Origin of the sequence: Curtobacterium subtropicum, from assembly GCF_030362975.1 — a bacterium.
In the GTDB taxonomy this organism is placed as follows: Bacteria; Actinomycetota; Actinomycetes; order Actinomycetales; family Microbacteriaceae; genus Curtobacterium; species Curtobacterium subtropicum.
The window spans coordinates 274653-300375 of record NZ_JAUCMM010000003.1; the positions used below are offsets into that span (position 1 = coordinate 274653).

At 72.9% G+C, this 25723-nt stretch carries 27 protein-coding genes; 12 read left to right on the forward strand and 15 right to left on the reverse strand.

All coding sequences use genetic code 11. From position 1 onward, the window contains the following. Nucleotides 1-10 precede the first annotated feature (10 nt). Genes QUG98_RS06660 through aztB form a run of 3 tightly spaced genes read right to left on the reverse strand, consistent with a single transcriptional unit; the run spans nucleotide 11 to nucleotide 3035 of the window. Nucleotides 11-916, reverse strand: a complete 906-nt coding sequence (locus QUG98_RS06660; protein WP_289469816.1) for a metal ABC transporter substrate-binding protein — start codon at nucleotides 914-916, stop codon at nucleotides 11-13. Further along, entirely contained in the window at nucleotides 913-2103 is a 1191-nt protein-coding gene (locus QUG98_RS06665; protein WP_289469817.1) for an ABC transporter, read from the reverse strand. Before QUG98_RS06665 ends, QUG98_RS06660 begins: the two co-directional genes overlap by 4 nt. Next, entirely contained in the window at nucleotides 2100-3035 is a 936-nt protein-coding gene (gene aztB / locus QUG98_RS06670) for a zinc ABC transporter permease AztB (RefSeq protein WP_289469818.1), read from the reverse strand. The genes QUG98_RS06665 and aztB overlap by 4 nt, the downstream gene beginning before the upstream one ends. 50 nt (nucleotides 3036-3085) lie before the next feature. Here aztB and QUG98_RS06675 point away from each other — a divergent pair, with 50 nt between their 5' ends. Then, entirely contained in the window at nucleotides 3086-3712 is a 627-nt protein-coding gene (locus tag QUG98_RS06675) for a metal ABC transporter ATP-binding protein (protein ID WP_289469819.1), read from the forward strand. Nucleotides 3713-3760: 48 nt separating this feature from the next. On the opposite strand, the gene QUG98_RS06680 is transcribed toward QUG98_RS06675, so the two are convergent. Further along, nucleotides 3761-4516 (reverse strand): copper homeostasis protein CutC, encoded by a 756-nt coding sequence (locus tag QUG98_RS06680; RefSeq protein WP_353067830.1) that lies wholly within the window; start codon nucleotides 4514-4516, stop codon nucleotides 3761-3763. Then, entirely contained in the window at nucleotides 4513-6042 is a 1530-nt protein-coding gene (locus QUG98_RS06685; RefSeq protein WP_289469820.1) for a M81 family metallopeptidase, read from the reverse strand. The genes QUG98_RS06680 and QUG98_RS06685 overlap by 4 nt, the downstream gene beginning before the upstream one ends. A 134-nt stretch (nucleotides 6043-6176) precedes the next feature. Between QUG98_RS06685 and QUG98_RS06690 the strand changes: the two genes are divergently transcribed. Then, nucleotides 6177-6908: a S1 family peptidase gene (locus QUG98_RS06690; RefSeq protein WP_289469821.1), complete on the forward strand. Its 732-nt coding sequence runs from the start codon at nucleotides 6177-6179 to the stop codon at nucleotides 6906-6908. A gap of 74 nt (nucleotides 6909-6982) precedes the next feature. On the opposite strand, the gene QUG98_RS06695 is transcribed toward QUG98_RS06690, so the two are convergent. After that, entirely contained in the window at nucleotides 6983-7801 is an 819-nt protein-coding gene (locus QUG98_RS06695) for an SDR family oxidoreductase (RefSeq protein ID WP_289469822.1), read from the reverse strand. Between the two features lie 127 nt (nucleotides 7802-7928). Between QUG98_RS06695 and QUG98_RS06700 the strand changes: the two genes are divergently transcribed. Next, nucleotides 7929-8816 carry an SDR family oxidoreductase gene (locus QUG98_RS06700; RefSeq protein WP_058727481.1) on the forward strand — a complete coding sequence of 296 codons (888 nt, stop codon included), beginning with the start codon at nucleotides 7929-7931 and terminating at the stop codon, nucleotides 8814-8816. Nucleotides 8817-9022: 206 nt separating this feature from the next. Here the strand turns inward: QUG98_RS06700 and QUG98_RS06705 are convergent, their stop codons facing one another. Then, entirely contained in the window at nucleotides 9023-9379 is a 357-nt protein-coding gene (locus QUG98_RS06705) for a VOC family protein (RefSeq protein ID WP_058749105.1), read from the reverse strand. A gap of 127 nt (nucleotides 9380-9506) precedes the next feature. On the opposite strand from QUG98_RS06705, the gene QUG98_RS06710 reads away from it, so the two are divergent. Then, nucleotides 9507-9815, forward strand: a complete 309-nt coding sequence (locus QUG98_RS06710) for a Dabb family protein (protein ID WP_289469823.1) — start codon at nucleotides 9507-9509, stop codon at nucleotides 9813-9815. A 105-nt stretch (nucleotides 9816-9920) separates the two neighbouring features. Beyond that, a complete protein-coding gene (locus QUG98_RS06715; RefSeq protein WP_289469824.1) occupies nucleotides 9921-10646 on the forward strand; it encodes a phosphatase PAP2 family protein in 726 nt (241 codons plus the stop codon). Between the two features lie 26 nt (nucleotides 10647-10672). On the opposite strand, the gene QUG98_RS06720 is transcribed toward QUG98_RS06715, so the two are convergent. Then, a complete protein-coding gene (locus QUG98_RS06720; protein ID WP_289469825.1) occupies nucleotides 10673-11908 on the reverse strand; it encodes a multidrug effflux MFS transporter in 1236 nt (411 codons plus the stop codon). Nucleotides 11909-11954: 46 nt separating this feature from the next. Here QUG98_RS06720 and QUG98_RS06725 point away from each other — a divergent pair, with 46 nt between their 5' ends. The 3 genes from QUG98_RS06725 (at nucleotide 11955) to QUG98_RS06735 (ending at nucleotide 14877) form a co-directional block, all read left to right on the forward strand. Then, entirely contained in the window at nucleotides 11955-12395 is a 441-nt protein-coding gene (locus tag QUG98_RS06725; RefSeq protein WP_289469826.1) for a MarR family winged helix-turn-helix transcriptional regulator, read from the forward strand. A 221-nt stretch (nucleotides 12396-12616) separates the two neighbouring features. Beyond that, nucleotides 12617-13855 carry an MFS transporter gene (locus tag QUG98_RS06730; RefSeq protein ID WP_289469827.1) on the forward strand — a complete coding sequence of 413 codons (1239 nt, stop codon included), beginning with the start codon at nucleotides 12617-12619 and terminating at the stop codon, nucleotides 13853-13855. A 50-nt stretch (nucleotides 13856-13905) separates the two neighbouring features. Then, a complete protein-coding gene (locus QUG98_RS06735; protein WP_289469828.1) occupies nucleotides 13906-14877 on the forward strand; it encodes an NAD-dependent epimerase/dehydratase family protein in 972 nt (323 codons plus the stop codon). Between the two features lies 1 nt (nucleotide 14878). Here QUG98_RS06735 and QUG98_RS06740 read toward each other — a convergent pair whose 3' ends face one another. From QUG98_RS06740 to QUG98_RS06770, 7 genes are all read right to left on the reverse strand, one after another. Continuing rightward, nucleotides 14879-15235 carry a cation:proton antiporter gene (locus QUG98_RS06740; RefSeq protein ID WP_137766228.1) on the reverse strand — a complete coding sequence of 119 codons (357 nt, stop codon included), beginning with the start codon at nucleotides 15233-15235 and terminating at the stop codon, nucleotides 14879-14881. Then, the gene (locus tag QUG98_RS06745) at nucleotides 15232-15573 is read right to left on the reverse strand and encodes an MrpF/PhaF family protein (protein ID WP_289469829.1); all 342 of its coding nucleotides are present in this window, start codon (nucleotides 15571-15573) and stop codon (nucleotides 15232-15234) included. The genes QUG98_RS06740 and QUG98_RS06745 overlap by 4 nt, the downstream gene beginning before the upstream one ends. Then, nucleotides 15570-16151 carry a Na+/H+ antiporter subunit E gene (locus QUG98_RS06750; protein ID WP_289469830.1) on the reverse strand — a complete coding sequence of 194 codons (582 nt, stop codon included), beginning with the start codon at nucleotides 16149-16151 and terminating at the stop codon, nucleotides 15570-15572. The genes QUG98_RS06745 and QUG98_RS06750 overlap by 4 nt, the downstream gene beginning before the upstream one ends. After that, entirely contained in the window at nucleotides 16144-17847 is a 1704-nt protein-coding gene (locus tag QUG98_RS06755; RefSeq protein WP_289469831.1) for a Na+/H+ antiporter subunit D, read from the reverse strand. Before QUG98_RS06755 ends, QUG98_RS06750 begins: the two co-directional genes overlap by 8 nt. After that, nucleotides 17844-18269, reverse strand: a complete 426-nt coding sequence (locus QUG98_RS06760) for a Na(+)/H(+) antiporter subunit C (RefSeq protein WP_137766231.1) — start codon at nucleotides 18267-18269, stop codon at nucleotides 17844-17846. The genes QUG98_RS06755 and QUG98_RS06760 overlap by 4 nt, the downstream gene beginning before the upstream one ends. Next, nucleotides 18266-21193 (reverse strand): Na+/H+ antiporter subunit A, encoded by a 2928-nt coding sequence (locus tag QUG98_RS06765; RefSeq protein WP_289469832.1) that lies wholly within the window; start codon nucleotides 21191-21193, stop codon nucleotides 18266-18268. The genes QUG98_RS06760 and QUG98_RS06765 overlap by 4 nt, the downstream gene beginning before the upstream one ends. A 139-nt stretch (nucleotides 21194-21332) precedes the next feature. Beyond that, nucleotides 21333-22115, reverse strand: a complete 783-nt coding sequence (locus tag QUG98_RS06770; RefSeq protein WP_289469833.1) for an SDR family NAD(P)-dependent oxidoreductase — start codon at nucleotides 22113-22115, stop codon at nucleotides 21333-21335. A gap of 72 nt (nucleotides 22116-22187) precedes the next feature. Between QUG98_RS06770 and QUG98_RS06775 the strand changes: the two genes are divergently transcribed. The 4 genes from QUG98_RS06775 to rlmC all read left to right on the forward strand — a co-directional run bounded on the left by QUG98_RS06775 (nucleotide 22188) and on the right by rlmC (nucleotide 25701). Then, a complete protein-coding gene (locus tag QUG98_RS06775; protein WP_289469834.1) occupies nucleotides 22188-22907 on the forward strand; it encodes an SDR family oxidoreductase in 720 nt (239 codons plus the stop codon). A gap of 98 nt (nucleotides 22908-23005) precedes the next feature. Further along, nucleotides 23006-23626 (forward strand): DedA family protein, encoded by a 621-nt coding sequence (locus QUG98_RS06780; RefSeq protein ID WP_289469836.1) that lies wholly within the window; start codon nucleotides 23006-23008, stop codon nucleotides 23624-23626. A 40-nt stretch (nucleotides 23627-23666) separates the two neighbouring features. Next, on the forward strand, nucleotides 23667-24542 hold the full coding sequence (locus tag QUG98_RS06785; protein WP_289469837.1) for an SMP-30/gluconolactonase/LRE family protein: 876 nt from the start codon (nucleotides 23667-23669) through the stop codon (nucleotides 24540-24542). Between the two features lie 7 nt (nucleotides 24543-24549). After that, entirely contained in the window at nucleotides 24550-25701 is a 1152-nt protein-coding gene (gene rlmC / locus QUG98_RS06790) for a 23S rRNA (uracil(747)-C(5))-methyltransferase RlmC (RefSeq protein WP_289469838.1), read from the forward strand. The last annotated feature ends 22 nt before the right edge of the window (nucleotides 25702-25723 follow it).

Consider the following 25723-nt stretch of genomic DNA (forward strand, 5'->3'; position numbering starts at 1 on the left):
ATTCTCATTCTCAACTAGAAGTCGACAGGCCGTCGACGATCGCCGCGGTGTTCGAGCGCATCATGCCGAGGTAGGTCGACGCTGCTCCGTCCTCGGTCAGCGACTCGGTGGCGAGCGAGCGGATCTCGACGTGCACGTCGACCTCGTCCGCCAGCACCTCGGCCAGGCGCGCGGGCTGCGACAGGTCGGCGAAGATCGTCGGGACGCCGGCCTCGTCGATCGCCGCGGCGAGGTCGCGCAGGTCCGCGGCGCTCGGCGAGGCCAGGGTGGTGCCGCTGGGGATCACGGCGCCGACCACGCGGAAGCCGTAGCGGTCGGCGAGGTACCCGAACACGTGGTGGTTCGTCACGAGGGCCCGCCGGTCCTCCGGGACGGCGTCGAACGCGTCCGACATCTCCGTGTCGAGCGCCGCGAGGTCGTCGAGGTACGCCTCGGTCCCGCTCGGCTCGACGCCGGCCTCGCGCAGGGCTCCGTCGAGCGCCTCGACGACGTCGACCATGCGCGCGGGGTCGCTCCACAGGTGCGGGTCCGGGCCGCTGTCGTCCTCGGTGGTCCACTCCAGTGCGTCGACGTGGTCGCCGGCGGTGAACACCGGGACGCCGTCGGACGCCGCCGCCTCGACGTGCCGCGCGACACCTTCCTCGAGCCCGAGTCCGTTCTCGACGACGAGGTCGGCGGTCCGGAGTCGAGCGGCCTCCTGCGCCGAGACCTCGAACGAGTGCGGGTCCGCGCCCGGGGGCATGAGGACCATCACGTCGGCGGCGTCGCCGACCACCTCGGAGACGACGTCGCCGAGGATGTTCGTCGTCACCGCGACGACCGGGCGGTCCGGTCCCGCGGACGAACACCCCGCCGTGGCCGTCACGAGCCCCGCGGCGAGGGCCAGTGCGGCCCCGGCCCGGAACCGGCGCGTCACAGTCCGACCTCGGCGAACGCGACGGGGGCTGCGGGCAGGTCGATCGACCGCGCGACGCGGGCACCGTCCGCGAAGTCGATCTCGTGAACCTGCTGCCCGGAGGCGTCGGCGACGTAGGCACGCTGGGCGTCGAGCTGCAGGAGCGGCTGCTCGTCGGGGTCGAGCAGCGGCTCGGTCGTGGCGACCGCGCCCGTCGACGCCGTGAGCACCACGACCCGGCCCTGGTCGTCCACGCCGACGACGTGCTCGTCCTCGTCGTCGACGGCGGTCACGGCGCGCAGGGGACGCTCGGTCTCGACCAGCCGCCACCTGCCCTCGCGGCTGTCGAGCAGCCAGGCGCCGCGGTCGCCGGCGAGCCCCGCGACCGTCGGCCGTCCCGCACGGGTGGAGAACGCCGTCGGACGGTCCGCACCGGCCGGCAGCGCGACGGTGGTGACCCCGCCGTCCTCGTCGACGACGACCGCGCCGTCCGCGCACCCGACCACGGCGCCGGCACGCGTGACGATGCCGCCCGCGGGGTCGGCGCACGCGGCCTCGGTACCGGTCGGCTGGCCGTCGGCGTCGAGCACGCGGACGCCGGCTCCCGTCCCGGCGACGAGCAGTTCGCCGAACGGCAGCAGCACGGTCGCGTCGACCCGAGCGGTCTCGTCGAGGTCACCCTGGCCGAGCGCGGCCCGGTCGAGGACGACGCCCTCGCCGCGCTCCGGCCACGCGATGGTCGTCATCGTCTCCGAGGAGTGCACCTCGACGGGGCCGCCACCGTCGATCGTGCCGACGACCCGGGGTCCGGCCGCGTAGTAGTGCGTGTGGTCGCCGTGGTCGACCGTCCAGGCGCCGCCGTCGATGATCGTCGTGCGGTCCTCGGTGCTGGTGACGAGGAACCGTCCGTCGGTCGTCGAGTGGGCTGGTGCCTCGACGTCGTCGAGCTCGGTGGTCTCGTCGGCGATCAGGTCGTGGACGGCGGTGGATCCGTCCGCGGAGACGGCCAGGAGGCGCACCTGCGGCTCCTGGGCCTCGCTCGCCCCCTCGACGTAGCCGTGCGGCTTCGCGGTGGCGGTCGTCCCGTCGGCCGACGGTCCGGCGGTGTCCTCGGTCGAGCAGGCGGTCAGGCCGAGCGCGAGCCCGGCGGTGACCGCCGCGGTGGTGATGCGTCGCAGCGGTGCGCGACGGTTCGTGGGCTGGTTCATGCTCCCTCTCGTGGTGCTGGTCGTGCTGACGTGCGTGGTGCTGCTGCTGGTGGTGCCGGTGCCGGTGCTGGCTCCGGTGCTGGAGCGGGCGTCCGGGCGGCGCTCGTGCGTCGTCGGGGGATCGACGTCAGGGCCGCGAGTCCGCGTGAGACGGCGACCCCGGCGACGGCGACGGCCGCGATGCTCGCGCCGGCGGCGGTCCCTGCGTGCCAGGAGACGAGCAGGCCGATGGTGACGGCCGCGCTGCCGATCACCGCCGCGAGGAGCATGGTCGAGCCGACCTGGCGGGTCCAGGCGCGGGCCGCGGCGGCCGGTGCGAGCAGGAGTCCGACGACCAGGAGCGTCCCGACGGCCCGGTAGGACGCGACGACCGCGAGGGTGACGAGCCCGACGAGCACGACCTCGGCCAGGCGTGGGCGGAGCCCGAGCGTCGCGGCCTTCCGGGCGTCGAACGCTGCGGCGGTGAAGGGTCGGTGGAAGACCGCTGCGAGCACGAGCGCGAGGGCGACGGCGACGGTGAGCCCGCCCAGGTCGGTGCGGGTCACGGCGAGGACGTCCCCGAACAGGATCGCGGTCACGTCGGTGGCGAAGGACCGGGACGACGACACGATGATGACCCCGAGGGCGAGCATGCCGACGAACAGCAGCCCGATCGAGGTGTCGTACGACAGTCGGGCGCGACGGCGGAGTGCGCCGACGCCGAGCACCATGACGGCCGCACTGACCGCGGCGCCGAGCACGGCGGGGATCCCGGTGAGCGTGGCGACCGCGACGCCCGGGAGCATGCCGTGCGCGAGCGCCTCGCCGAGGAACGCCATCCCGCGCACGAGCACCCAGGTGCCGACGACCGCGCAGAGCACCGCCGCCAGGGTGCCGCCGACGAGGGCGCGCAGCATGAAGTCGACGGAGAACGGGTCGGTCAGCCAGGTCACACTGGGAGACGCTACATGAAAACGACTATCGATACTGATAGCGTGCACAGGTGCTCACCGCCGTGGAACCCCGCGCCCTCCAGGCCCATGGTCTCGTCGTCCGACGGGGCGATCGCACCGTCCTCGACGGGCTCGACGCGGCCTTCCCCGCCGGGGTCGTGACGGCACTGACCGGCCCGAACGGGTCCGGCAAGTCCACGGTGCTCGACGCGCTCGCCGGGGTGGTGCCCGTGCAGGGCGGAGTGGTGACGGGCCTCCCGACCGGCGGTGTCGCGTACGTGACGCAGGCCGTGCCGCCGACCGCACTCCCGCTCACCGTCCGGTCGACGGTCGCGATGGGGCGCTGGCGGGGTCGGCCGTGGTGGCGTCCGCTCGGGCGCGCCGACCGGACCGTCGTGGACGAGCAGCTGGAGCGCATGCGCATCGCGGACCTGGCGGACCGGCCGCTCGACGAGCTGTCCGGTGGTCAGCGCCAGCGGGCGTTCGTGGCGCTCGGACTGGCGCAGCGCGCTCCCGTGCTGCTGGTCGACGAGCCGACGGCCGGGGTGGACGCGGCGTCCGCTGCTCTCGTGACGGCGGCGCTCGCTGACGAGGCTGCCGCGGGTGTCGTCGTCGTCCACGCGGCGCACGACCCGGTCGCGATCGCGGCCTCGGACCGCGTCGTGGCGCTGACTTGATCTCAGAAGATCTGCTGATGGTGTCCTGACGTCCGGGCGGGGTGGTCCTCAGGCCGAGCGGTCGATCGCGGCCCGCGCGGCGGTCACGACGGCCGGGTCGGTGACGGTGTGGCCGGAACCGTCGTCCCCGCTGCCCATCGGTACGCCACCGTGTCCGGCGCCGCCGACCGACCGCTTCGCGGAGAGGTGCAGCGCGGCGACGCCGGTGGCGACCAGTGCTGCGACGTCAGCGGGGGTGACCCCGGCGCCGGCCATCACCTGCACCGGCCCGGCGGCGTCGACCATGCGCGCGATCGTCGCCGCACCCGCTGGAGCACTCGCGGCGCCGCCGGAGGTCAGCACCCGCGTGACGCCGAGGTCGGGGAGCTCCGCCACCGTCGCGACCGGGTCGGCCGCGTGGTCGACCGCACGGTGCAGGGTGACCTCGGCGTGCGCGGAGACCGAGCGGGCGGCGTCCACGAAGCGGCGCAGGGCGTCCTCGTCGAGGGTCCCGTCCGGGTGCAGGGCGCCGACCACGACCCCCGCGGCCCCGGAGCGCAGAACCGTCCGGACCTCGCGTTCCATCAGCGCCAGCTCGTCGGCGTCGTACGTGAAGCCCCCGGGGCGGCAGCGCACCAGGGCGTGTGCGGGGATCCCGGTCTCGTGCGTCGCCTCGACGAGCGCCTGCGAGGGGGTGAGTCCGCCGAGTTCGAGACCGACGCACAGCTCGACGCGGTCGGCCCCGCTGTCGCGCGCCACGGTCGCCCCGGCGGGCGAGGTCACGGCGATCTCGAGCGCGACGGCCATCGCGGGTGCAGGGGTCACGGGGTGGCTCCGAGTGGCTCGTCCGACGGCGGCACGATGCGCGCGGACAGGTCCGGCGGCGTCGCGAACTCCCGATCGTAGGGGAACAGCGGTCGCTCGATCCGGTGGTGCCCGAGTCGGAGCAGGTCCTGGTCGACCCCTCCCGGGGTGAGCGCCAGCATCCAGTCGGCCGCCATGTCGAACAGCTCCGGCTCGAGGTAGCCGATCTTCACGACGACGACGTCGGCCCGACGCGGGTCGAGGTCGAGATCGGTGAAGTCGTGCTCGTGGTGGTACGGCTTGCGGAGCGTCGTCAGGATCGCGAAGACGCTGCCGACCTGCAGGACCACCTCGGTCCCGGCGTCCCGGTCGCCGTGCCGGACGGCGTGCACCCGGCCGGTCATCGTGATCGGGCCCGCGTGCACGTCGTCGACCTCGGCGCCCGCCGTCACCGTGACGGTGGCGCCGACCCCGGCGGCCACGGCCTCGGCGACCGCCGCAGGACCGGGGACGCTCGCGTAGATCAGCGTCGGGCCGTCCGGTGCGGCGAACGCCGGGTGTGCGAGCACCTGCGTCAGCCCCCACGTCATGTCGCCCGACCCGCCGGCGGTGGGGTTGTCACCCGAGTCGGAGACGAAGAACGGCTTCGCGGCCCCGGGAGCCAGCGCCGCGGTGATGCACTCGTCGAAGGTCCCCGTCGGTGCCACGAACGCGAAGTCCTCGCGGGCGCCCCAGAACGCGCGGGCGAGCCGTTCCGCCCCGGCGGCGACGGCGTCGGTGTCCCACCCGGTGACGACCGTGACCGCTCGGTCTCGAGGTTGGTCCGCCCACGCGTACCCCACCCAGAGCGCCGCGTCGAGGACCCCGTCGGTGGCCTCGACCTCGGTGACCTGCGCGTACAGCGACGCCGCCGGCTCGACCCGGGTGGAGGTCTGCTCGCCCGGCAGCAGCACAGGGATCGGCACCCAGGCCTTCACCGGTCGCCGGTGTCCGACGGGACGGGTGGTGAGCACGTCCACCAGGTTCCGCACCGCGCGCTCACGGGTCGCGTCGACGTCCTCGTGCGGAGCCGTGCGGTAGCAGGTGACCAGGTCGAGCTGGTGCGCGAGCTCCCGCGTGACGTTGCCGTGCAGGTCCATCGATGCCGAGACGATGGCGTCCGGGCCGACCACCATCCGGATGCGTCCGAGCAGGTCGGTCTCGGCGTCGTCGAGGCCCTCGACCACCATCGCGCCGTGGATGTCGAACCAGAGACCGTCGACCGGCCCGATCTCCCTCAGCCGGGCGACGATCTCGTCGGCGAGCTCCTCGTAGGCCGGTCGGGCGACCACCCCGCCGGGCAGCGCGTGCCCGGTGAGTGCTCCGCGGAACTCGGCAGCGTGCTCGTGGGCCGCCAGGAACGGGTGCCGCGAGACGACCTCGTCGCCGCGATCGGGGTGGAAGGCCGGAGCGAGCGTGCGGGTCGGTGTGAAGGTCGAGGTCTCGATCGCGAGTCCGGCGATCGCGATCACCGGGCGACGGACTCCGTCGGTTCCGTGGGCGGACACGTACTCACCCTACGACGCCGGCGCCCGGGCGTGGTGTCGGTGGAAGTGCGGACTGGTGCGGCCCCCGGACGGGGGTCAGGATGACTCCCAGTTGCACCCTGCAACGCAGCAGGGTCCCTGACCGAGGAGTCCACATGAAGCACACCCTCGCAGCGGCGTTCGCCGCCGTGGCCGTCGTCGCCGGTGGCGTGTTCGCCGCCGCCCCCGCCTCCGCCCTGCCCGCCGGCACCGAGGTCGTCGGCGGCGAGAAGGCGCCCTCCACCACGTGGGCCGTCCAGCTCGAGGCCTCAGGCGGCACCATCCCGTCCGGCTACGTCAGCAACTGCACCGGCGAGCAGATCAACGCCTCGTGGATCGTCACCGCCCGCCACTGCATCGACGGCATCGGCGCGATGAACGTCTACCACTCGAACTCCACCACGAACCGCGGTTCCGCCCTCGCCGTCGACCGGGTCAGCGCTGCGCCGGCCGGGGACATCGCGCTCGTGCACCTGCGCAGCACCTACGCGCTGTCGACCTACGCGCCCCTCGACCTGACCGCGGCGGCGAAGTCGAGCGGCACGGGCGTCATCCAGGGCTACGGCCTGCGTGCGAACGCGCAGCAGTCGGACGGGCTCTACCAGGCGACCGTCTCGCTGACGGGCGCGTCGCGTGACGCCTACAGCGGCAAGGCGCAGCACGTCACCGGCGTGACCGGTGCGTCGAACCACGGCGACTCGGGCGGCCCGCTCCTGGTCAACGGCAAGGTCGTCGCGGTGTGCTCCACCGGTGACAGCGCCGACCCGGGGGCGGACACGACGGCCGGGTCGAACTACGCGCTGCTGTCGCAGTCGTCCTCGTGGATCCGCTCGACGGCGGGCGTCTGACCAGCGTGACCGGGTGACGGACGGGAGGCACGGTGCCAGCCGGCACCGTGCCTCCCGTCCGTCACGTGGTGGCGTCAGGCGCCGTGCGCCTCCTCGGCGACCGGCTGCCACTCGCGCCACGTCGCGAGCCGCGACTCGTAGTCCCGCTCGGCGATGCCGAGCGGCGCCTTGCCGAAGAAGACGCGCAGCGGTGGCTGCTCCGCGTCGACGACCTTCAGGATGGCGGAGCGGGTCGCCTCGGGCTTGCCCGGGTCGGACGCGGACGGGCGCTTCGACGCCGCCTCGCGGACGTCCGCGTACGCGTCGAGCTCCTCGCTGTGCTTCGAGGACGGGCCCGACCAGTCGGTCGAGAAGCCGCCGGGCTCGACGAGCGTGACGTGGATGCCGAAGCCGGCGACCTCCTGCGACAGCGACTGCGAGAGCCCCTCGAGCGCCCACTTCGACGCGTGGTACGCGCCGACCGTCGGGAACGCGCTGATCCCGCCGATGCTCGACACCTGCACGACGTGCCCGGAGCCCTGCTCGCGCATGATCGGCAGCGCCGCCTGCGTGACCCACAGCGCGCCGAAGAAGTTCGTCTCGAGCTGCGCGCGGACCTCGTCCTCGGTGAGCTCCTCGACCATGCCGAAGTGGCCGAAACCCGCGTTGTTCACGACCACGTCGAGCCGGCCGAAGTGCTCCGCGGCCTGCTGCACGGCAGCGACGTCCGCAGCCTTGTCGGTGACGTCGAGCCGGATCGCCAGGAAGGTGTCGGGGTACTGGTCGACGAGCGCCTGCACGTCGTCGGTGTTCCGCGCGGTGCCCGCGACGGAGTCCCCGCGCTCCAGGGCGGCCTCCGCCCACTCGCGGCCGAAGCCCTTCGATGCTCCGGTGATGAACCAGGTCTTCGCCATGTCGTGCCTCCAGTTGCTGTTCGGGTGACCGCGAGCAGGCAACGCCCGTCGCCCGGACGCGACCTGGGTGCCCGGGTGACAGCACCCGCTGGACCGGCACGGAGCGGTCGACGAGCACCATGGCCCCATGAGCCAGTACGAGAAGCGCGACCCGAACTCCCTCTACCCGAAGCCGCCGTTCCCCGAGCAGGAGCAGTCGCTCCCCGGTGCCGCGTGGAAGATGGACCCGGAGCCCGACCACGGTGAGCAGAGCTACGTCGGCAAGGAGCGCCTGACCGGCTTCCGTGGCATCGTCACCGGCGCCGACTCCGGCATCGGACGCGCGGCCGCGATCGCGCTCTCCCGCGAGGGCGCCGACCTCGTCCTGTCCTACCTGCCCGACGAGCAGGAGGACGCCGAGCAGGTCCGTGACCTCCTGGAGTCCGAGGGGCGCAAGGCCGTCCTCGTCCCGGGCGACATCTCCGACGAGCAGTACTGCAAGGACCTCGTCCAGAAGGCCGTCGACGAGCTCGGAGGCCTCGACACGCTCGTCATGGTCGCCGGTCGCATGGACAGCAACGACGACATCCTGTCGCTCACCACCGAGCACTTCGACTCGACGTTCAAGACGAACATCTACTCGCTGTTCTGGCTGACGCAGGCGGCCGTGCCGCACCTCGAGCCCGGATCCACGATCGTCACGACCGGGTCGATCCAGGCAGCGACCCCGTCGCCCGACAAGATCGACTACGCGATCTCGAAGAGCGCGGTCAAGACCTTCACCGAGGCCGTCGCCCAGCAGCTCGCCCCGAAGGGCATCCGCGTGAACTCGGTCGCACCGGGTCCGGTGTGGACGCCGCTGCAGCCCGGCTCGGACGACGCGCAGACCGTGGCGCACTTCGGTGAGCAGTCGCCGTTCGGCCGCCCCGGCCAGCCCGCCGAGCTCGGTGCCGCCTACGTGCACCTGGTCAGCCCGGAGTCGAGCTACCAGTCCGGCTCGACCGTCACGATCGCGGGCGGGACCCCCGCGTTCTAGACAGCACCCGCGCCGACCCGGCCGTTCCGCGCGGAGGAGGCCGTTCCGCGCATCATGGGTCGTTCCTTCTGCCCTGGTACGCGCGGATCGGCATCCCAGGTCGCCCGCGATGGGAAGGAACGCGCGTCGACGACGGACGGGAGGCGCGGTGCCGACCGGCACCGCGCCTCCCGTCCGTCGCACGCCCGCGAGAGCGCCCGGGGTGCTCAGCCCTGCGGCGGTGCGTACAGCTGCAGGTCGTTGCCCTCGCTGTCCTGGAAGGGGACGATCTTCCCCCACGGGTGCTCGCTGACGTCACCCGCGAACTCGACACCCTTCGACCGCAGGTCGGCGACCTCGTCCTCGATGCTCCCGTCCGGCTGGAACGAGACGACTGCGCCGCCCCCGCTCGACGGGCTCGCCGACTCCCGGCCGTTCAGGCCGATGCGCAGCCCGTTCGCGTCGATCTCGCTCCAGTCGTCGTCCTCACTCGCGACCGTCAGGCCGAGCGTGTCCCGGTAGAACGCGACCGCGCGCTGCATGTCGCTGACCGGTACCCACACTGCTGCCACTCCGCTTGCCATGGTGTTCCTCTCCGTCGTGCCGTCTCGTACCCGGGCGACGGTAGGTCGCGCGGTTGCGTGCGGACACAGGCGGGGTGGTGTCCCAGCGACCCGGTGGCAGTGTCGGGGACGACGACGGGAGCAGGGCATGGCCGGTGTGACGCACGTGGTGCTGGTGCAGTGGGACGCAGGACGGGACGGGATCGGCGAGCACGCCGCACGGGCGGACGACCTGTGCCGCGAGCACCTGCCCCGGATCGACGGGGTGGAGTCCGTGCACTCGGGGCCGAGCATCAGCACCGAGGGCAAGGAGGGTGGCTTCGACTGGATGCTCACCGTGCGCTTCCGTGACCGCGAGGCGCTCGCCGGCTACCTGCCGCACCCCGAGCACCGGCCGGTCGCCGACCACATCGGAGCGGGCAGCAGCAGCGTCGTCGTGTTCGACGTCGAGGACTGAGCCGCGACGTCGTCCGCACGGCCGCGAGCAGCTGGCTGTGTGCTCTCTGATCTGGGCGGCCCGTGCGTGGCGGGCACGAGCGGTTCCTCCTGGGACGATGGGCTGATGAGCACCGAGCCCGAGCGCCGCCGCAGGAGGGCCGACGTCGTCGGCATCCTCGAGCCGAACCCCCATCCGCTGGCGACCGTCACGATCGGCATCGGGGCAGTGGTCGTGCTGACGGTGATCGGCTTCTTCCTCGGCTCGGTGGACATCGGCCTCGCGAAGGCGTTCAACACGCTGCACACGGGCGCGGTCGGCGCGTTCACGACGGCGGTCTACCACGTCATCAGCCCGGTGCCGGCGATCGCGATCACGTTCGTCGTCGCGGGCATCATCTGGTGGCGGGCCAGGGACATCCGGCCGGCGCTCGGGTTCGGGATGACGATCGCGATCACGTGGCTGCCCTCGGCGGTCGTCAAGGAGATCGTGCACCGCGCCCGGCCCGACGTGGCGCTGCTGCCGCACCCGTTCCCCGTCCAGCCCGACCCCGGGTACCCGAGTGGCCACACGGTCTACATCACCGCGTTCGTGATCGCGCTCGTCTGGGTCGTCCGCGAGACACGGTGGCACCAGGTCGCCCGTGTCGCCGGAGTCGTGGCGATCGTGGTGGTGTTCCTGTCGGTGTCGATCGACGCGGTGCACTACCCGACCGACGCCGCGGCCTCGATCCTGTGGGCACTGGCGGTGGCACCGGCGGCCCGGGTGGTGTGGGTGGACTGGGCGATGCCGCGCATCCCGTTCCTCCGCCCCCGGGAGGGCGCCGCGGTGCCGCTCGGTCGCCGCCACTGAGCGCGTGAGCCGGGCGGCGTCGGCGACTACGCCCGGCTGCGTCGCGCTGCCGCGAGCGCGACGACGGCGACCACCGCGGCCGCGAGCATCACGACCGCGAGCGGTGCTGCCGTGCCCTCGCCCCCGATGCTGACGAGCGGCGACACGAGCGCCGCGAGCCCGAACTGCAGCGCCCCGAGCACGGCCGACGCACTGCCGGCGACCCCGGGCACCGCCCCGAGCGCCAGCGCCGTGGCGTTCCCGAGCACGAGGCCGAGCGACCCCACCGCGGTGAACAGTGGTACCGCGAGCCAGAGGACCGGTGCCCCGGTCGCGACGAGCAGTGCGAACGCCACGGTCGACGCCACCACGAGGGTGATGCCGAGCGTCAGGACGCCCTCGACCGACCGGGTCGCGGTGAGCTTCGCCGACAGGATGCTCACGCCCATCAGCGCGAGCGCGTTCATGCCGAAGGCGAGCCCGTAGCCGACGGTGTCGAGGCCGAGCATGCCCTGGTACAGGAACGGCGACGCCGAGATGTACGCCATCATCACCGCGAACGCGAAGCCGAAGACCGCCGTGTAGCCGAGGAAGGTCCGCGACCGCAGGGCACGCAGCGGCGAACCGGACGCCACGCGCTCGTCCCGCAGGGCGTCGCGGCGCGACCGCAGGTGCGTCTCCCGCACGACGGCGAGCACCGCGACGAGCATCAGCACCGACAGGCCGAGCACGATCGACAGCAGTCCGCGCCACCCGATGGGTGCGGTGAGCAGCCCGCCGAGCAGCGGCGCCACCACGGGTGCGACCCCGCCGACGATCATCATGAGCGAGAACGCCCGCGCCGCCGGCTTGCCGGTCGCGAGGTCGGAGATCACGGCGCGGCCGATGACCATGCCGGCCGCGCCGCCGAGGCCCTGCAGCAGCCGGGCGACGATCAGCACCGCCACGTTCGGCGCGAGCACCGCTGCGGCGCTCGCGAGGACGCAGAGTGCGGCTCCGGCGACGAGCGGCGGCACGCGGCCGAAGCGGTCCGACAGGGGGCCGAAGACGAGCTGGCCCGCGGTCACGCCGACCAGGAACGCCGTCAGGGTGAGCTGGACGGTCGTCGCTGAGGCGGACAGCTCCGTGGTCATCCGGGGGAACGCCGGCAGGTAGAGGTCGGTCGCGAAGGGCGCGACCGCGCTGAGCAGGCCGAGCACCAGCAGCAGCGGCGTCGTGATGCCCGTGGGGCGGGTGGAGGGCGTCGCCGTGGAGGCGCGGATGGATCCGGTGTCCGTCGTCATGGTTATGAAACCATAACTCATTGCTGCCGGGCGGTACAGTGGCGGCATGGCACCAGCGGTCTCCGACGACGCCCTCGCCGAGTTCGCCGACGTCGTCCTGCGCATCGGTCGCGAGGTCGACCCGCACGGTCCGCACGCGCTCGACATCGTGCCGCTGACCGGAACCGAGGCACTCGTGATGCGCTGGGTGCACCGGAACCCAGGCGCCTCGCCGAGTGCCGTCGCCGAGTCCACCGCGTTGCAGCGCAGCAACTGCAGCGTCGCGCTCCGGTCCCTCGTCGCGAAGGGCATGGTCGAGCGCCGCACGGACCCGGAAGACGCCCGGACCGTGCAGTTGCACCCCACCCCGCTCGCCCACGACAGCATCGCCCGGCTGCACGCCCACTGGGCGGGTCGGCTCCGCGCCGCGCTCGGCGGCGACGAGGGCGGACTCGACGCGGCCGCCGCCCTGCTCGCGCGCATCGACGACGGCCTGCGCCGCAGCTGACGACGGTCTGGAGGCGCGTGGCGGGGCCGCCACGCGCCTCCAGACCGACCCGCGGTGCGTCCCGACGGATCCCGTGTGCCGTCCGGACGGGATTGGTACCCTGGCGGGTCACAACAGCAAGCAGTGTGTATCTACCGGCCGTCGACCCCACCGACGGACAGCGGCGGCACCCGATGGGCCCGCTGCCCGACCAGGCCGGGCCCCAGAAGGCACACCCCCTCATGCTCCAACCCCGACGCTCCGACGCGTCCCTCGTCTCCCTCGCCGGTCGGTGGTACTTCCCGATCGCGTTCGTCGCCCGGCTGCCCTTCGCGATGATGGTCGTCGGTGTCCTCACCCTCGTCGTCGCATCCCGTGACTCCGTCGCCCTCGGCGGCATCAACTCCGCGTTCGTCGGCATCGGATCGGCGGTCTTCGGGCCGCTCGTGGGCGCTGCCGCCGACCGCTTCGGCCAGCGTGCCGTCCTCGTCCCGGTCGGCCTCGCCAACGCCGTGCTGCTCGGGGTCCTGCCGCTCGTCGTCGCGAGCACCGCACCCGACCTCGCCGTCCTCGCCATGTCGTTCCTCATCGGTGCGACCGCGCCCCAGGTCGCGCCGATGTCCCGCACGCGGCTCGTCGCGATCATCCGGCAGCGCATGTCCGGGGCCCGGCGCGACAAGGTCTTCAGCGGCACGATGGCGTACGAGTCCGCCGCGGACGAGACCGTCTTCATCGTCGGACCGTTCCTGGTCGGTCTGCTCGCGAGCACGATCGCGCCGTGGGTGGCCGTCGCGGGAGCCTCGGCGCTGACGTTCGTGTTCGTCACCGCGTTCGCCCTGCACCCGACCGGCGCCCTGGTCGTCGGCGGACCGGCGCAGGAGACGCGCGCCCCGGCTCGGCAGCTGCTCCGCCCGCGGCTCCTCGTGGTCGTCATCGGGATCCTCGGCATCGGACTGTTCTTCGGCTCGACGCTGACCTCACTCACGGCCTTCACGGAACAGCAGGGTGAGGCGTCCCGGGCGGGCCTGCTCTACGGCGTGATGGGCATCGGGTCCGCGGCGCTCGCCCTCGGTTCGGCGGCGTTCCCGCAGCGTTTCGGCGTCGCCTGGCGCTGGCTCGTGTTCGGCGTCGTGCTGCTCGGCGGCGCGATCGCCTTCAGCCGGGCGGACTCCGTCGGCGCGGTCGTCCTCGTGCTCGGGATCATGGGCATCGGCATCGGTCCGACGCTCGTGGCGCAGTACAGCCTGGGGTCGGACCGGTCGCCCGTCGGCCGCTCGGCGACCACGATGACGATCCTGGGCTCGGCGGTCATCGTCGGCCAGTCGGTCGCGTCGGCCGTCGTCGGCGAGGTCGCGGAACGAGCCGGGACCGCTGCCGCGATGGCGTTCCCCGCGTACGCCGCCGCGCTGGTCGTCGTCGCCGCCGTGGCGGACCTGCTGCTCGCGCGGCGGGAGCGCACGCCGGTCGCTGCGACCGCCTGACCCCGGGCACTGCGGGACGCCCGGTCGCCGCCCGGTGCAGGCTGGACTGCATGCGCATCCTCGTCCTCGGCGGCACCGCCTGGCTCGGCCGGACCGTCGTGCAGCACGCCATCGACGCCGGCCACGACGTGACGTGCGTCGCTCGCGGCTCCGACGTCCCGACCGGCGCCCGACTCGTGCGGGCCGACCGGGACCGCGACGACGCCCTGACCGCGGTGTCCCGTGAGCACTGGGACGCCGTCATCGACGTCTCGCGCACCCCGGAGCACGTCCGCCGGGCCGTCCGGGACCTCGAGCCCGTCGCCGACCGGTACGTCTTCGTGTCGACCGTCAGCGTCTACGCGTCCCATGCCGAGCGCGGTGCCGACGAGCACGCCGCCGTGGTCGAGCCGTCCGACGACCCCGCCGAGTACGGCGCCGCCAAGGTGGCGTGCGAACGTGCGGTCCTCGACGTCTTCGGCCCCGAGCGCACGTCGATCGCCCGGGCCGGACTCATCGGCGGACCGGGGGACCACACCGGACGTTCCGGCTACTGGCCGTGGCGGTTCTCCCGTGCAGTCGGGAGTGGCCGTGCGGTGGTCGTCCCGGCGCGCACCGATCGGCCCACGTCGGTGATCGACGTCCGCGACCTCGCGGCCTGGCTCGTCGGGGCGGCCGAGGGCGGACGAGCGGGCGTCCACGACGTCACCGGCGAGGTCGTCACGCTGGGGCAGCACCTCGGAGCAGCACGGGCCGCAGCTGGTGCGGACGTCCCGGTCGAGCCGCTGTCGGACGAGGTGCTCCTCGCGCGCGGGGTGGCACCGTGGGTGGGGGAGCGGTCCCTGCCGTTGTGGATCCCCGACGACGACCACCAGGGCATGAACGACCGCCCGGCAGACCGAGCGCGTTCGGCCGGCCTGAGGCGGAGGCCCCTCGGCGACACGCTGGCTGACGTCCTCGCTTGGGAACAGCTCCAGCCGGTCCACCCGCACGGCGCAGGACTCTCCGACGACGACGAGGAGGCCGTCCGCGCCGCGGGGTGACTCAGTCCTCGGTGTCGTCGACCAGCAGGTCCTCGTGCCGGTAGTCGTTCGACCGCAGCCCGGCACGCGCGATCATGTGCGTCGACACCGGTACCAGGAAGAGCTGGAACACGAGCACCGGCAGCACCACCCAGAACGCCGTCCAGGTCCACACCGCCACGACGATCGCGGCCAGGGCGAGCGCCAGCCCGAGGACCTGCGGCTTCGCCATGGAGTGCAGTCGGACGAGCGGGTCCCGGAAGCGCACGATGCCGACGGCGGCGCCGAGGGACAGCGCCGCGGCGACCAGCATCAGGCCGAGGGCGATCCAGGCGCGCACACCGGCGCCGTCGACGAAGGACTCCAGGATCTCGATCACTTCGACTCCTCCTCCACGGCGTGCTCCGGTGTGGTCACGTCCATGCCCTCGTCGGACGGATCCGACGACGGCGTGACGATGCGCGCGACGGCGATGGTCGCGAAGACGCTCGTCGCCGCGATCACGACCAGCACGGGCACCGCGGTCAGGTCGCGCCGGATCACCATCGCGGCGGCGATCACCACGAGCGCGGTGGTGAGCACCATGTCGGATCCGATCATGCGGTCGAGGATCGTCGGTCCGCGCACGATCCTCCCGACGGCCAGCGCGAGCGTGGCACCGAGCAGCACGAGCACCAGGGCGATCCCGACGGCCATGACGACGACCGCGGCGCTCACCGGGTCACCTCCGGCAGCGGCTCGGCGAGTTCGGAGACGTCCTGCTTCGACCCGATGGCGCGGATGACGAGCTCCTCGATGCGGGCGACCGTCCGTCGCTCCTGGTCGACCTGCTCGCGGCGCTCGGTGTCGAGCACGTGGAGGAGCAGGCGTCGGCGGGGGAGGTCGACGTCGGCGACGTACGACCCGGGCACGAGGGAGATCGCCAGGGTGGCGAGGGTGAAGGTCATCTCCGACGTGGTGTGCAGCTGCACGAGCACGATCGAGCTCCGCCGGACGCCGCGCGGCCGGACGGCTGCCCAGGCCACCCGGAACGACGCGACGACCACGTGCCCGGCCCAGACCACCAGGAACCACACTGCGCGCGGCAGCGAGAACCGCTTCGACAGGGGGACCGGTGGCAGCGGCAGCAGCTGCGTGACGAGGAGCGCGACGACCAGGCCGCACAGCAGCGTCAGGACGCTCCACGACCCCCACAGCAGTGCCCAGAGCACGGTCAGTCCGGCCACGAGCGGCACGTCGTACCGCCAGGCGACGGCGATCCGTCGGGCGTTGGTGATGCGGCGGATGTCACTCATCGGGTACCCCGTCCGTGCTGCCGAGGACCGCCTGCACGTACCGGGCCGGTGACTCCAGCGACTCGGCCGCGCGGGTCGCGTAGCCGTAGAGCGGTCCGGCGACGACGGTCAGCGCGACCGACCCGAGGACCGCCACCGTCGTGACGGCGACGAGCATCCGCGGCAGCGGCGTGTGGACCGACGGCTCGACGGCTGCGGTCTGTCCCGTGGCCGGACTGGAGGCACTGCTCGCGTGCGCCGCGTCGGTGACGGTGGTCGAGCCTCCCGGGTGGTACGCCTCGCCCGTCTCCTCGGAGACGGTCAGCGGCGCGGGTTCCGGCGACCGCAGGTGCGCGTGCGGCTCGGCCGTGCTGGCGTGCGGGGCCGCCGCCTCGGCGGCGGGCTTCGGCCGCCAGAAGGCCGCGTCCCAGACGCGCATCAGCGCGTACAGGGTCAGGAGGCTCGTGACCACGCCGGCACCGACCGTCACCCAGGCCAGCGGGGAACCGTCCTCGGCCGCGGCGCGGAACAGTCCGAGCTTGCCGATGAAGCCGGAGAACGGTGGGATGCCGCCGAGGTTGAAGGCGGGGACCAGGTAGAGCGCCGCGAGGAACGGGGCGGCCTTGAGCAGTCCGCCGAGCGATCGGGTCGAGGTGGTGCCGCCCACGCGTTCCATCACGCCGGACACGAGGAAGAGCGTGGTCTGCACGACGATGTGGTGCACCGTGTAGAACACGGCCGCGGCGGTGCCGACGACGGAGCCGAGCCCGACGCCCATCACCATGAAGCCGATGTGGCTGATGAGCGTGAAGGACAGCAGGCGTTTCACGTCGGTCTGGGACACGGCCCCGAGCACGCCGACGATCATCGTGAGCACGGCGACGACGAGCAGCACGGTGTTGAGCTGCGGTCGCGGGAAGATGATCGTCTCGAGGCGGATGATGGCGTAGATGCCGACCTTGGTGAGCAGACCGGCGAACACCGCGGTGACCGGCGCCGGTGCGGTGGGGTAGGAGTCCGGCAGCCAGAACGCCAGGGGGAACACCGCCGCCTTGATGCCGAAGGCGATGAGCAGCATCGTGTGGAGCAGGAGCTGCACGTGCTCGGGGAGCCCGGCGACGCGCTCCGAGATCTGCGCGATGTTGACCGTGCCGGTCGCGCCGTAGACCAGGCCGATCGAGGCGAGGAACAGCGCCGAGGCGATCAGGCTCGTGATGATGTACGTCGTGCCGGCCCGGACGCGCTGCTCGCTGCCCCCGAGGGTGATGAGCACGTAGCTCGCCACCAGGAGCATCTCGAAGGCGACGTAGAGGTTGAAGAGGTCGCCCGCGAGGAACGCGTCGAGCACGCCGGCCGCGAGCACGAGGTACGTCGGGTAGTAGATGGTGACGGGCGCGTCCTCGTCGTCGGCCGCGAGCCCCTGGCCGATCGAGAAGAGCAGGACGAGCAGGAGCACGCTCGCGCTCACGGTGAGGAGCAGCGCGCTCAACCGGTCGACCACGAGCGAGATGCCGTAGGGCGCCTGCCACCCTCCGACCTGCACGACGATGGTGCCGTGCTGGTCGACGAGCACCATGAGCGTGGCGGCGACGACCACGGCGACGGCGAGCACCGCGACCGTGATGGCGCGCTGGAGCTCCTGGTGCCGCAGCAGCCCGAGTGCGACGGCGGCGCCGAGCAGCGGGACGAGGACGAGCAGGGGGACGAGCCAGGTCATCGCGTGGCCTCCTCGTTCTGGGCTGCTTCGGGGTCGGTGTCGATCTCGGGGTCGTCGTCGGCGGGGTCGTCCTCGCGGTCCCGGCCGATGGCGGCGTCGGCCTCGTCGACCTCGACCTCGTCGGCTCGGGACAGCTTCCAGGAGCGGTGGATGAGCGCGAGCAGGAACGCGCTCACCGCGAAGGTGATGACGATGGCGGTCAGGGCGAACGCCTGGGGGAGCGGGTCGGTGATGCCCTCGGACGATCCGCCGATCGGGGGGTTGCCCGCCGCGCCGGACATGATGAGCAGCAGCAGGTTGAGCGAGTTGCCGAGCAGCAGGAAGCCGAGCAGCATCCGGGTCAGCGACCGTTCGAGCAGCAGGTACACACCGCACGAGAACAGCACCGCCATCGCGATGACGAGGACCAGGGTGATGGTCATACGGCACTCCCCTCCGGGGTCGCGGCGGCGGCGTTGTCGTCGACGTCGCCCTCCGTGGTGTCGGTGATGCGGGCGCGGGAGTCCTCGAGACGCTGCCGGTCGACCTCGGCTCCCAGGCTGCGGAGCACGTCGAGCACGAGTCCGACGACCACCAGGTAGACGCCGATGTCGAAGAACGTCGCGGTGACGAACTCGACGTGGCCGAGCACGGGGACGTCGGCCTCGATGAACGAGGAGTACAGCGCTTCCTTCCCGAAGAACAGCGGGACGATGGCGGTCGTGGCCGCGGTCGCGACGCCGAGTCCGAGCAGGCGCCCGGCGCGGACGGGTGCGGCGGCACCGAGCTCCGCGGGTCCGCCGGCGAGGTAGCGGCCGGCAAGAGCGATGCCCGCGACGAGTCCGCCGGCGAACCCGCCGCCCGCGGCGTTGTGCCCGGCGAAGAGCAGGTAGAGCGACAGCACGACGAGGCCGTGGAAGAGCAGGCGGACGACCACGTCGAGCAGCGCCGAGCGGCCGGTCGGGATCGCGGCGCTCGTCGGCAGCCACGCACGGGGCTCGCCGTCCGGGCGGTGCTTGTCGCTGGTGACGCTCGCCGGCAGGTCCCGCAGGCGCGGCAGGGTGTCCTCGCGCGAGTCGAGGAAGATCAGGCTCGCGACGCCCGTGGCCGCGGCGACGACGACGGTCAGCTCGCCGAGCGTGTCCCAGCCGCGCAGGTCGACCAGGGCGACGTTCACGACGTTGAGGCCGTGCCCGAAGGACTTCGTGAGCGCCGGGATGTCCGGCCAGATCGGGGTGCTGTTCCGCGCCGAGGCGGCGACGACGACCACGATCGCCATCGTGATGCCGGCGAGTGCGGCGAACAGCGCCCGCACGATCCGGAAGCGGGACGGGTTCGCGGTCGCGATCCGCGGGGGGAGCCGGCGGAGCACCAGCACGAACGCGATGAGCGTGACGGTCTCGACGACGAGCTGGGTGAGCGCGAGGTCGACGGCCCCGTGCAGGACGAAGAGCACGGACATCCCGTACCCGGTGACCCCGACGAGCACCGCGGCGGCGAACCGGGTCTTCGCAGTGAGCACCGCGATCGCGGCGACGGCCATCACGGCGACCACCGGCACCTGTCCCCACGAGTCGGCGAAGCGCACGCGGAATGCCCACGGGCCGCCGAGCACCAGGTTCGCGAGCGCCCCGGCGACGAACACCGACAGGATGACGGTCAGGTAGTAGGGCAGCGAACCGCGCTGCACGCCGGCGGTGAGCCCGGTCGCCAGGCGGTCGAGCCCGCGCATGGTCTTCCGGTAGGTGTCCGCCGCGCTCGGCGACCCGGAGAGCCGGTGCTGCAGGGCCTCGACCCGACGTCGTGCGAGGAAGAGGGCGACACCGCCGACCAGGGTGATCGCGGAGAGGCCGAGTGCTGGTTCGAGTCCGTGCCAGAGCGCCAGGTGCGGGACCTCGCCCTCTGGCAGCGCCGCAGCGGTCGCCGCGGGCTCGATGCCGTGTGCGACGACAGGCGTGAGCACCCCGAGTGCCACGCCGGCGACGGCGAGGACGGACGGGACGACGCCGAGTCCGTGCAGGCCGTGCGCCTCGGTGTCGGTCACGCCGGGCTTCCGTGCGAAGGTGCCCCAGAGGAAGCGGAGCGAGTAGGCGACGGTGAGGAGCGAGCCGAGGGTCACCCCGACGAGCGCGATCCACGCCCAGGCGGCCTGCGGACCGTGGAGTTCCTCGACGAAGCCGGTCAGGACGGCCTCCTTCGCGACGAACCCGATCGTCGGCGGGATGCCCGCCATCGACGCGAGCGCGAGGACGGCCACGACGGCGAGCCAGGGCAGCTTCCGTCCGAGCCCGCTGAGCTTCCGCAGGTCCCGCGTGCCCGTCACGTGATCGACCGCGCCGACGACGAGGAACAGCGTCGACTTGAACGTGGCGTGGGCGACGAGCAGGGCGACGCCGCCCAGGGCGACCGCGGGTGCGCCCCACCCCGCCGCGAGCACGAGGAACCCGAGCTGCGCGACCGTGCCGTAGGCGAGCAGCAGCTTGACGTCGGTCTGCCGCAGTGCCCGGTACCCGCCGATCAGCATCCCGAGCACGCCGAGCACGGTGATCGTCTCCCGCCAGCCGGACAGCAGCGCGAAGGCCGGGGCCAGGCGTGCGACCAGGTAGATGCCGGCCTTGACCATCGCGGCCGCGTGCAGGTAGGCGCTGACCGGGGTCGGCGCGGCCATGGCTGCCGGGAGCCAGAAGTGGAACGGGACGATCGCCGACTTCGTCAGCGCGCCGAGGAGCACGAGCACGACCGCGACCGGCACGAGCGGTCCCGGTCGGTCGACGAGCTCCGGAGCCCGCGCGATGATGCCCGACAGGCTCGTGGTGCCCGCGGTGACCGACAGGGCGACGAGTCCGGCGAGCATCGCCAGCCCGCCGGCGGTCGTCACGACGAGGGCCTGCATCGCGGCGGCCCGGCTCGCACGCTTGTCGGCGTCCTGGCCGATGAGCAGGTACGAGAAGACCGTCGTGGCCTCCCACAGCACGAAGAGCACGATCACGTCGTCGGCCACCACCAGGCCGTACATCGACCCGGCGAAGGCCGTCAGGACGGACGCGAACCGTCCGAGCCCGGGCTCGTCCCGCCCGAAGTACGACGCACAGTAGACGAGGACGAGCGCCCCGACGACCGAGACGACCAGGGCGAGCACCCACGAAAGGGCGTCCATCCGCAGGGAGAGCGCCAGGTCGAGCTGGGGGATCCACTGCCACCGACTCGTGACCCCGCCGTGCAGGGCGGCGTCGGTCTGCGCGACGGTCAGCACGGCGGCGGCGGCGGGTGCGAGGGCGGCGAGGTAGAACACACGCCGCCCCATCAGCGGGGTCAGGGCGGGGACGATCAGGGCGACGATCGCGAACGCGACGAGGACGGAGACCATCGGGCACCTCCTCGGGGTCGGGCTGCAGTCCGGCTCACTGGGCACTCACAGCTTACGGAATGAGGGATGACAGGTTCCTGAACGCCCCGACAGGGACGCTCGTCCGAGCCGACCCCTCCACTCTGCTCCGCGCCCGACCTCAGCGTCCGTGCGCCCGTGCCGGGATCTGCGTCGCGAGCTTGCCGCCGGACACGTCGAGGAGCGTCCCCGTGACGTAGGCGGACGCGTCGCTCGCCAGGAAGACCAGCAGGTCGGCGACGTCGTCCGGCGTCTCCCACCGTCGGAGCGAGAGCGTGTCGAGCAGACGGTCCTGGTCGGCCTGCGGCATCTCGGCGAACCCGTTCATGGCGGTCGGCACCATCCCGGGCGCGTAGGCGTTCACGGTGATGCCCCACGGCCCGAGCTCCGACGCCAGCACCCGCGTGAAGGAGACCACCGCGGCCTTCGACGCTGCGTAGGCCGCGCTCCCGACACTCGGCACGATCGCCGCGAACGACGCCGCGTTGACGATCCTGCCGCGTCCGGCGGCCTGCATCACCGGCGCGACCGCCTGGCTGACCAGGAAGGTCCCGCCGAGGTTGACGTCCATGCACCGTCGCCACTCGTCCCACCCGAGCTCGGCGACGGTCCCGGTCACGTTGATGCCCGCGTTGTTGATGAGCACGTCGATCGTGCCGTGCCGGCGCACCACCTCGTCCACGGCGGTCTGGACGGAGCCGGGATCGGCCACGTCGCACACGATCCGGTCCACGGTCAGTGGGGCAGCGGCGGCGTCGGCGGCATCGACGGCGTCGTCGTCGAAGGCGAGGTCGAACGCGACGACCCGGCACCCCTCGTCGGCGAAGCGTGCGGCGAGGGCCCGGCCGATGCCACGGCCGGCTCCGGTGACGACCACCACGCGGTCGGTCAGGTCGAGGTGCATGAACGGCTCCTGTCGTCGGCACTGACGAGGACCGACGGGCGCCGGTGCCTCCGATGGTCATACTGTTCCAGCATGACGGCGAAGGTGCTCTGGATCACGGGTGGCGGCAGCGGGATGGGAGCGGCCAGCGCGCTCGCCGCGGGCCGCGACGGATGGACGGTCGTGCTCAGCGGGCGCAGGCCGGACCGGCTCGAGCAGGTCGCGGACCAGGTCCGGGCGGCCGGCGGGACGGCGGACGTCCTGCCGCTCGACGTGACGGATGCCGGAGCGGTGTCCGCCGCGCGCGACACCGTGCTCGAGCGGCACGGGCGGATCGACGGCCTGGTGCTCGCCGCGGGGCTGAACACGCCGGCGCGACGCTGGGCCGACCAGTCGCTCGCCGACGTCCGCGCCGTCCTCGACACGAACACGACGGCGGTGGTGACGGCCGTCGACGCAGTGCTGCCGGCGCTCCGGGAGGCGGGCGGCGTGGTCGTGGTGGTGTCGTCGTACGCGGGCTGGTCCTTCCAGCCGGGTGCCGGCGTCGCGTACTCGGCGAGCAAGACCGCGCTCGGCTCGATCGTCCGGACGCTCAACCAGCAGGAGGCCGAGCACGGCGTGCGTGCCACCCACCTGTGCCCGGGCGACGTCGCCACGGACTTCCTCGACCAGCGGCCGGAGGTCCCCGACGCGGCGGCCCGTGCGCGGATGCTGCAGCCCGAGGACGTCGCTCGGACCGTCGCCTTCGTGCTCGGGCAGCCGGCGCACGTGCGGATCGACGAGCTGGTCCTGTCGCCCGTCGCGCAGCGGTGACGAGCGCCTTCGACCGTCGGCGCCGCCGGACCGAGCACCGGCCGCGCCCGGACCTGGGATGATCGAGGTCGACGCGCCCGCGTCGACGGAGGTGACCGGTGGACGCAGCGCAGGAGATGGTGCTCCAGCTCGTCGGCACGCCCTGGGCCTTCCTCGTCGTCGGGCTCGTGCTCGCCGTCGGCAGCGTCGCGGTCTTCCTGCCGAGCCAGGCGCTCGTCGTGGCGATCGGCACCCTGCTCGTCGGGGGTGACGGCGGCCTCCTGCCGGTGCTCGTCCTCGTGGTGGCGGCGACGATCGGCATGGCGCTCGGCGACGTCGGGCTCTGGCACCTGGCGCGGACCGTCGACCTCGGATCGCGGTCGTGGTTCAGCCGTCCGAAGGTCCGGAAGGCGCGTGAGTCGATCGACGCCCGGTACCGGAAGGCCCCCGGGCGCATCGCCGTCCTCGGCCGCTTCATCCCGATGGGCCGGCTCACCACGAACCTGGTAGGTGCCGACAGCGGCCTCGACCTCCGGCGCTTCCTGGTCACCTGCCTCGTCGCCGACGTCGTCTGGGCCGCCTACTGCGTGGGCATCGCCGCCGCCACCGGGAGCTGGAGTCGCGATCAGCCCTTCCTCGTGACGACGCTCGCGGTCGTGGCCTCGATCCTGCTCGGCCTCGCGATCTCGGCGGTCGAGAAGGCCGTGCGGCGTCGCGCCGAGACTGCTGCGGTCCCCTGACGCCGTAGCGTGGAGGGCACCGTCCGAAGGAGGACCCCCCGTGCCGAGCCTCACCGACCTCGTCCCCGATCCCGACGCGATCGAGCGCATCGCGACGGGCAGCACCTGGGCCGAGGGGCCGTGCTGGATCCCGTCGAGTCGCACGCTGCGGTGGTCGGACATCCCGGGCGACCGGATCCTGCAGTGGCACCAGGAGTCCGGCAGGACGACGGTGTACGCGTCGGGCGTCGAGTACACGAACGGCCGGACCCTCGACCGTGACGGGTCCGTCGTGCAGTGCTCGCACGGCCGGCGCCGGGTCGAGCGCGACCGGGACGGCGTCGTCACCTCGCTCGTCGACGCCTGGGCGGACGTGCGGTTGAACTCGCCGAACGACGTCGTCGTCGCGCGGGACGGCTCGATCTGGTTCACCGACCCGGCCTACGGCATCACGCAGCCACGCGAGGGACACCCGGGGGAGCGGGAGTACGGCGACCACTGGGTGTTCCGGTGCGGCCCGGACGGTCGGGACCTCCGTCCCGTGGTGCTCGACGTCGAGGAGCCGAACGGTCTCGCCTTCTCGCCCGACGGACGGACGCTGTACGTGGCGAGCTCGTCGGCGCACGAACCGGTCGTCCGCGCGTACGACGTCGACGGGACGCGGGTGAAGAACGGCCGCGTGTTCGTCCGGCTCGACCAGGGCGAGGGCGTCCCGGACGGCATCCGCGTCGACGTCGACGGCAACCTGTGGTCCTCGACGCACCGGGGTGTGACGGTGTCCGCGCCCGACGGCACCCGCATCGGCGACGTCCCCGTGCCGGAGGTCGTCTCGAACCTCTGCTTCGGCGGCGACGACGGCACGACCCTGTTCGTCACCGCGACGACCTCGCTGTACCGCATCGCGACCACGACCCGGGACGCCGCTGCCGTATCCTGAGCCGGCCATGCAGTGCGACTACTTCGACCGGGGGGTGTGCCGGTCGTGCACGCTCATGGGCCAGCCCTACGGCGACCAGGTGCTCGACAAGGAGATCCGCACGCGCGAACTCCTGCACGACGCCGTCGAGGCAGCAGGGGGCCCGGACGCGGTCGCGTGGTCGCCCGCGATCACCAGCCCGGAGTCCGGCTACCGGAACAAGGCGAAGATGGTGGTCGGCGGCACCGTGCAGCGCCCCACGGTGGGGATCCTCGACCACCGGCAGCGCGGTGTCGACCTTCGGCACTGTGGCATCTGCACGCCGGGCATCCAGCGGGCGCTCCCGGTCCTGGCGGACTTCATCGCCGACACCGGACTGATCCCGTACGACGTCGCGGCCCGACGGGGCGAGCTGAAGTTCGTGCTCGTGACCGAGTCCCCGGACGGCGAGCTCATGGTGCGCTTCGTGTTGCGCTCGGAGGGGCAACTGCCGCGCCTGCGCGAGCACCTCGACGACCTGCGACGCGTGCTGCCCGAGGCGGTCGTGGTCACCGCGAACCTGCTGCCGGAGCACAAGGCGGTGACGGAGGGCGAGCGCGAGGTCGTGCTGACCGAGCAGGAGACACTGCCGATGCGCTTCGACCGCGTCACGATGCACCTCCGGCCGCAGAGCTTCTTCCAGACGAACACGAGCGTCGCGAGCCAGCTGTACGACCAGGCCGCGGCGTGGATCGACGAGGTCGCACCGGCCTCGATGTGGGACCTGTACTGCGGGGTCGGCGGCTTCGCACTGCACGCCGCGCGTCCTGGTCGTGCCGTGACGGGGATCGAGACCAGTCGCGAGGCCATCCGGTCCGCGAAGCAGTCCGCGCGGGAGGCCGGGCTGACCGACCTCCGCTTCGCCGCCGACGACGCGACCGAGCACGCCTTCCGTGCGCGGCCCGACGCGCTGCCCGCGCTGGTCGTCGTGAACCCGCCGCGCCGGGGCATCGGCGACGCGCTCGCGACCTGGCTCGAGGAGTCCGACGTCGAGCACGTCGTCTACTCGAGCTGCAACCCGGTCACCCTCGCGAAGGACCTCGCGCGCATGCCGTCGCTCCGCCTGCGGCGGGCGCGCGTCCTCGACATGTTCCCGCAGACCGGTCACCTGGAGGCCGTGACGCTGCTGTCCAGGTGCTGACCAGGACGTGACCAGGCGGCGG

Excerpts from the sequence above, each read along its gene's own strand:
- QUG98_RS06665 (WP_289469817.1), bottom strand. The coding sequence starts at position 2,103 with ATGAACCAGCCCACGAACCGTCGCGCACCGCTGCGACGCATCACCACC.
- QUG98_RS06690 (WP_289469821.1), top strand. The coding sequence starts at position 6,177 with ATGAAGCACACCCTCGCAGCGGCGTTCGCCGCCGTGGCCGTCGTCGCC.
- QUG98_RS06695 (WP_289469822.1), bottom strand. The coding sequence starts at position 7,801 with ATGGCGAAGACCTGGTTCATCACCGGAGCATCGAAGGGCTTCGGCCGC.
- QUG98_RS06700 (WP_058727481.1), top strand. The coding sequence starts at position 7,929 with ATGAGCCAGTACGAGAAGCGCGACCCGAACTCCCTCTACCCGAAGCCG.
- QUG98_RS06705 (WP_058749105.1), bottom strand. The coding sequence starts at position 9,379 with ATGGCAAGCGGAGTGGCAGCAGTGTGGGTACCGGTCAGCGACATGCAG.
- QUG98_RS06710 (WP_289469823.1), top strand. The coding sequence starts at position 9,507 with ATGGCCGGTGTGACGCACGTGGTGCTGGTGCAGTGGGACGCAGGACGG.
- QUG98_RS06715 (WP_289469824.1), top strand. The coding sequence starts at position 9,921 with ATGAGCACCGAGCCCGAGCGCCGCCGCAGGAGGGCCGACGTCGTCGGC.
- QUG98_RS06720 (WP_289469825.1), bottom strand. The coding sequence starts at position 11,908 with ATGACGACGGACACCGGATCCATCCGCGCCTCCACGGCGACGCCCTCC.
- QUG98_RS06725 (WP_289469826.1), top strand. The coding sequence starts at position 11,955 with ATGGCACCAGCGGTCTCCGACGACGCCCTCGCCGAGTTCGCCGACGTC.
- QUG98_RS06730 (WP_289469827.1), top strand. The coding sequence starts at position 12,617 with ATGCTCCAACCCCGACGCTCCGACGCGTCCCTCGTCTCCCTCGCCGGT.
- QUG98_RS06735 (WP_289469828.1), top strand. The coding sequence starts at position 13,906 with ATGCGCATCCTCGTCCTCGGCGGCACCGCCTGGCTCGGCCGGACCGTC.
- QUG98_RS06750 (WP_289469830.1), bottom strand. The coding sequence starts at position 16,151 with ATGAGTGACATCCGCCGCATCACCAACGCCCGACGGATCGCCGTCGCC.
- QUG98_RS06755 (WP_289469831.1), bottom strand. The coding sequence starts at position 17,847 with ATGACCTGGCTCGTCCCCCTGCTCGTCCTCGTCCCGCTGCTCGGCGCC.
- QUG98_RS06760 (WP_137766231.1), bottom strand. The coding sequence starts at position 18,269 with ATGACCATCACCCTGGTCCTCGTCATCGCGATGGCGGTGCTGTTCTCG.
- QUG98_RS06765 (WP_289469832.1), bottom strand. The coding sequence starts at position 21,193 with ATGGTCTCCGTCCTCGTCGCGTTCGCGATCGTCGCCCTGATCGTCCCC.
- QUG98_RS06770 (WP_289469833.1), bottom strand. The coding sequence starts at position 22,115 with ATGCACCTCGACCTGACCGACCGCGTGGTGGTCGTCACCGGAGCCGGC.
- QUG98_RS06775 (WP_289469834.1), top strand. The coding sequence starts at position 22,188 with ATGACGGCGAAGGTGCTCTGGATCACGGGTGGCGGCAGCGGGATGGGA.
- rlmC (WP_289469838.1), top strand. The coding sequence starts at position 24,550 with ATGCAGTGCGACTACTTCGACCGGGGGGTGTGCCGGTCGTGCACGCTC.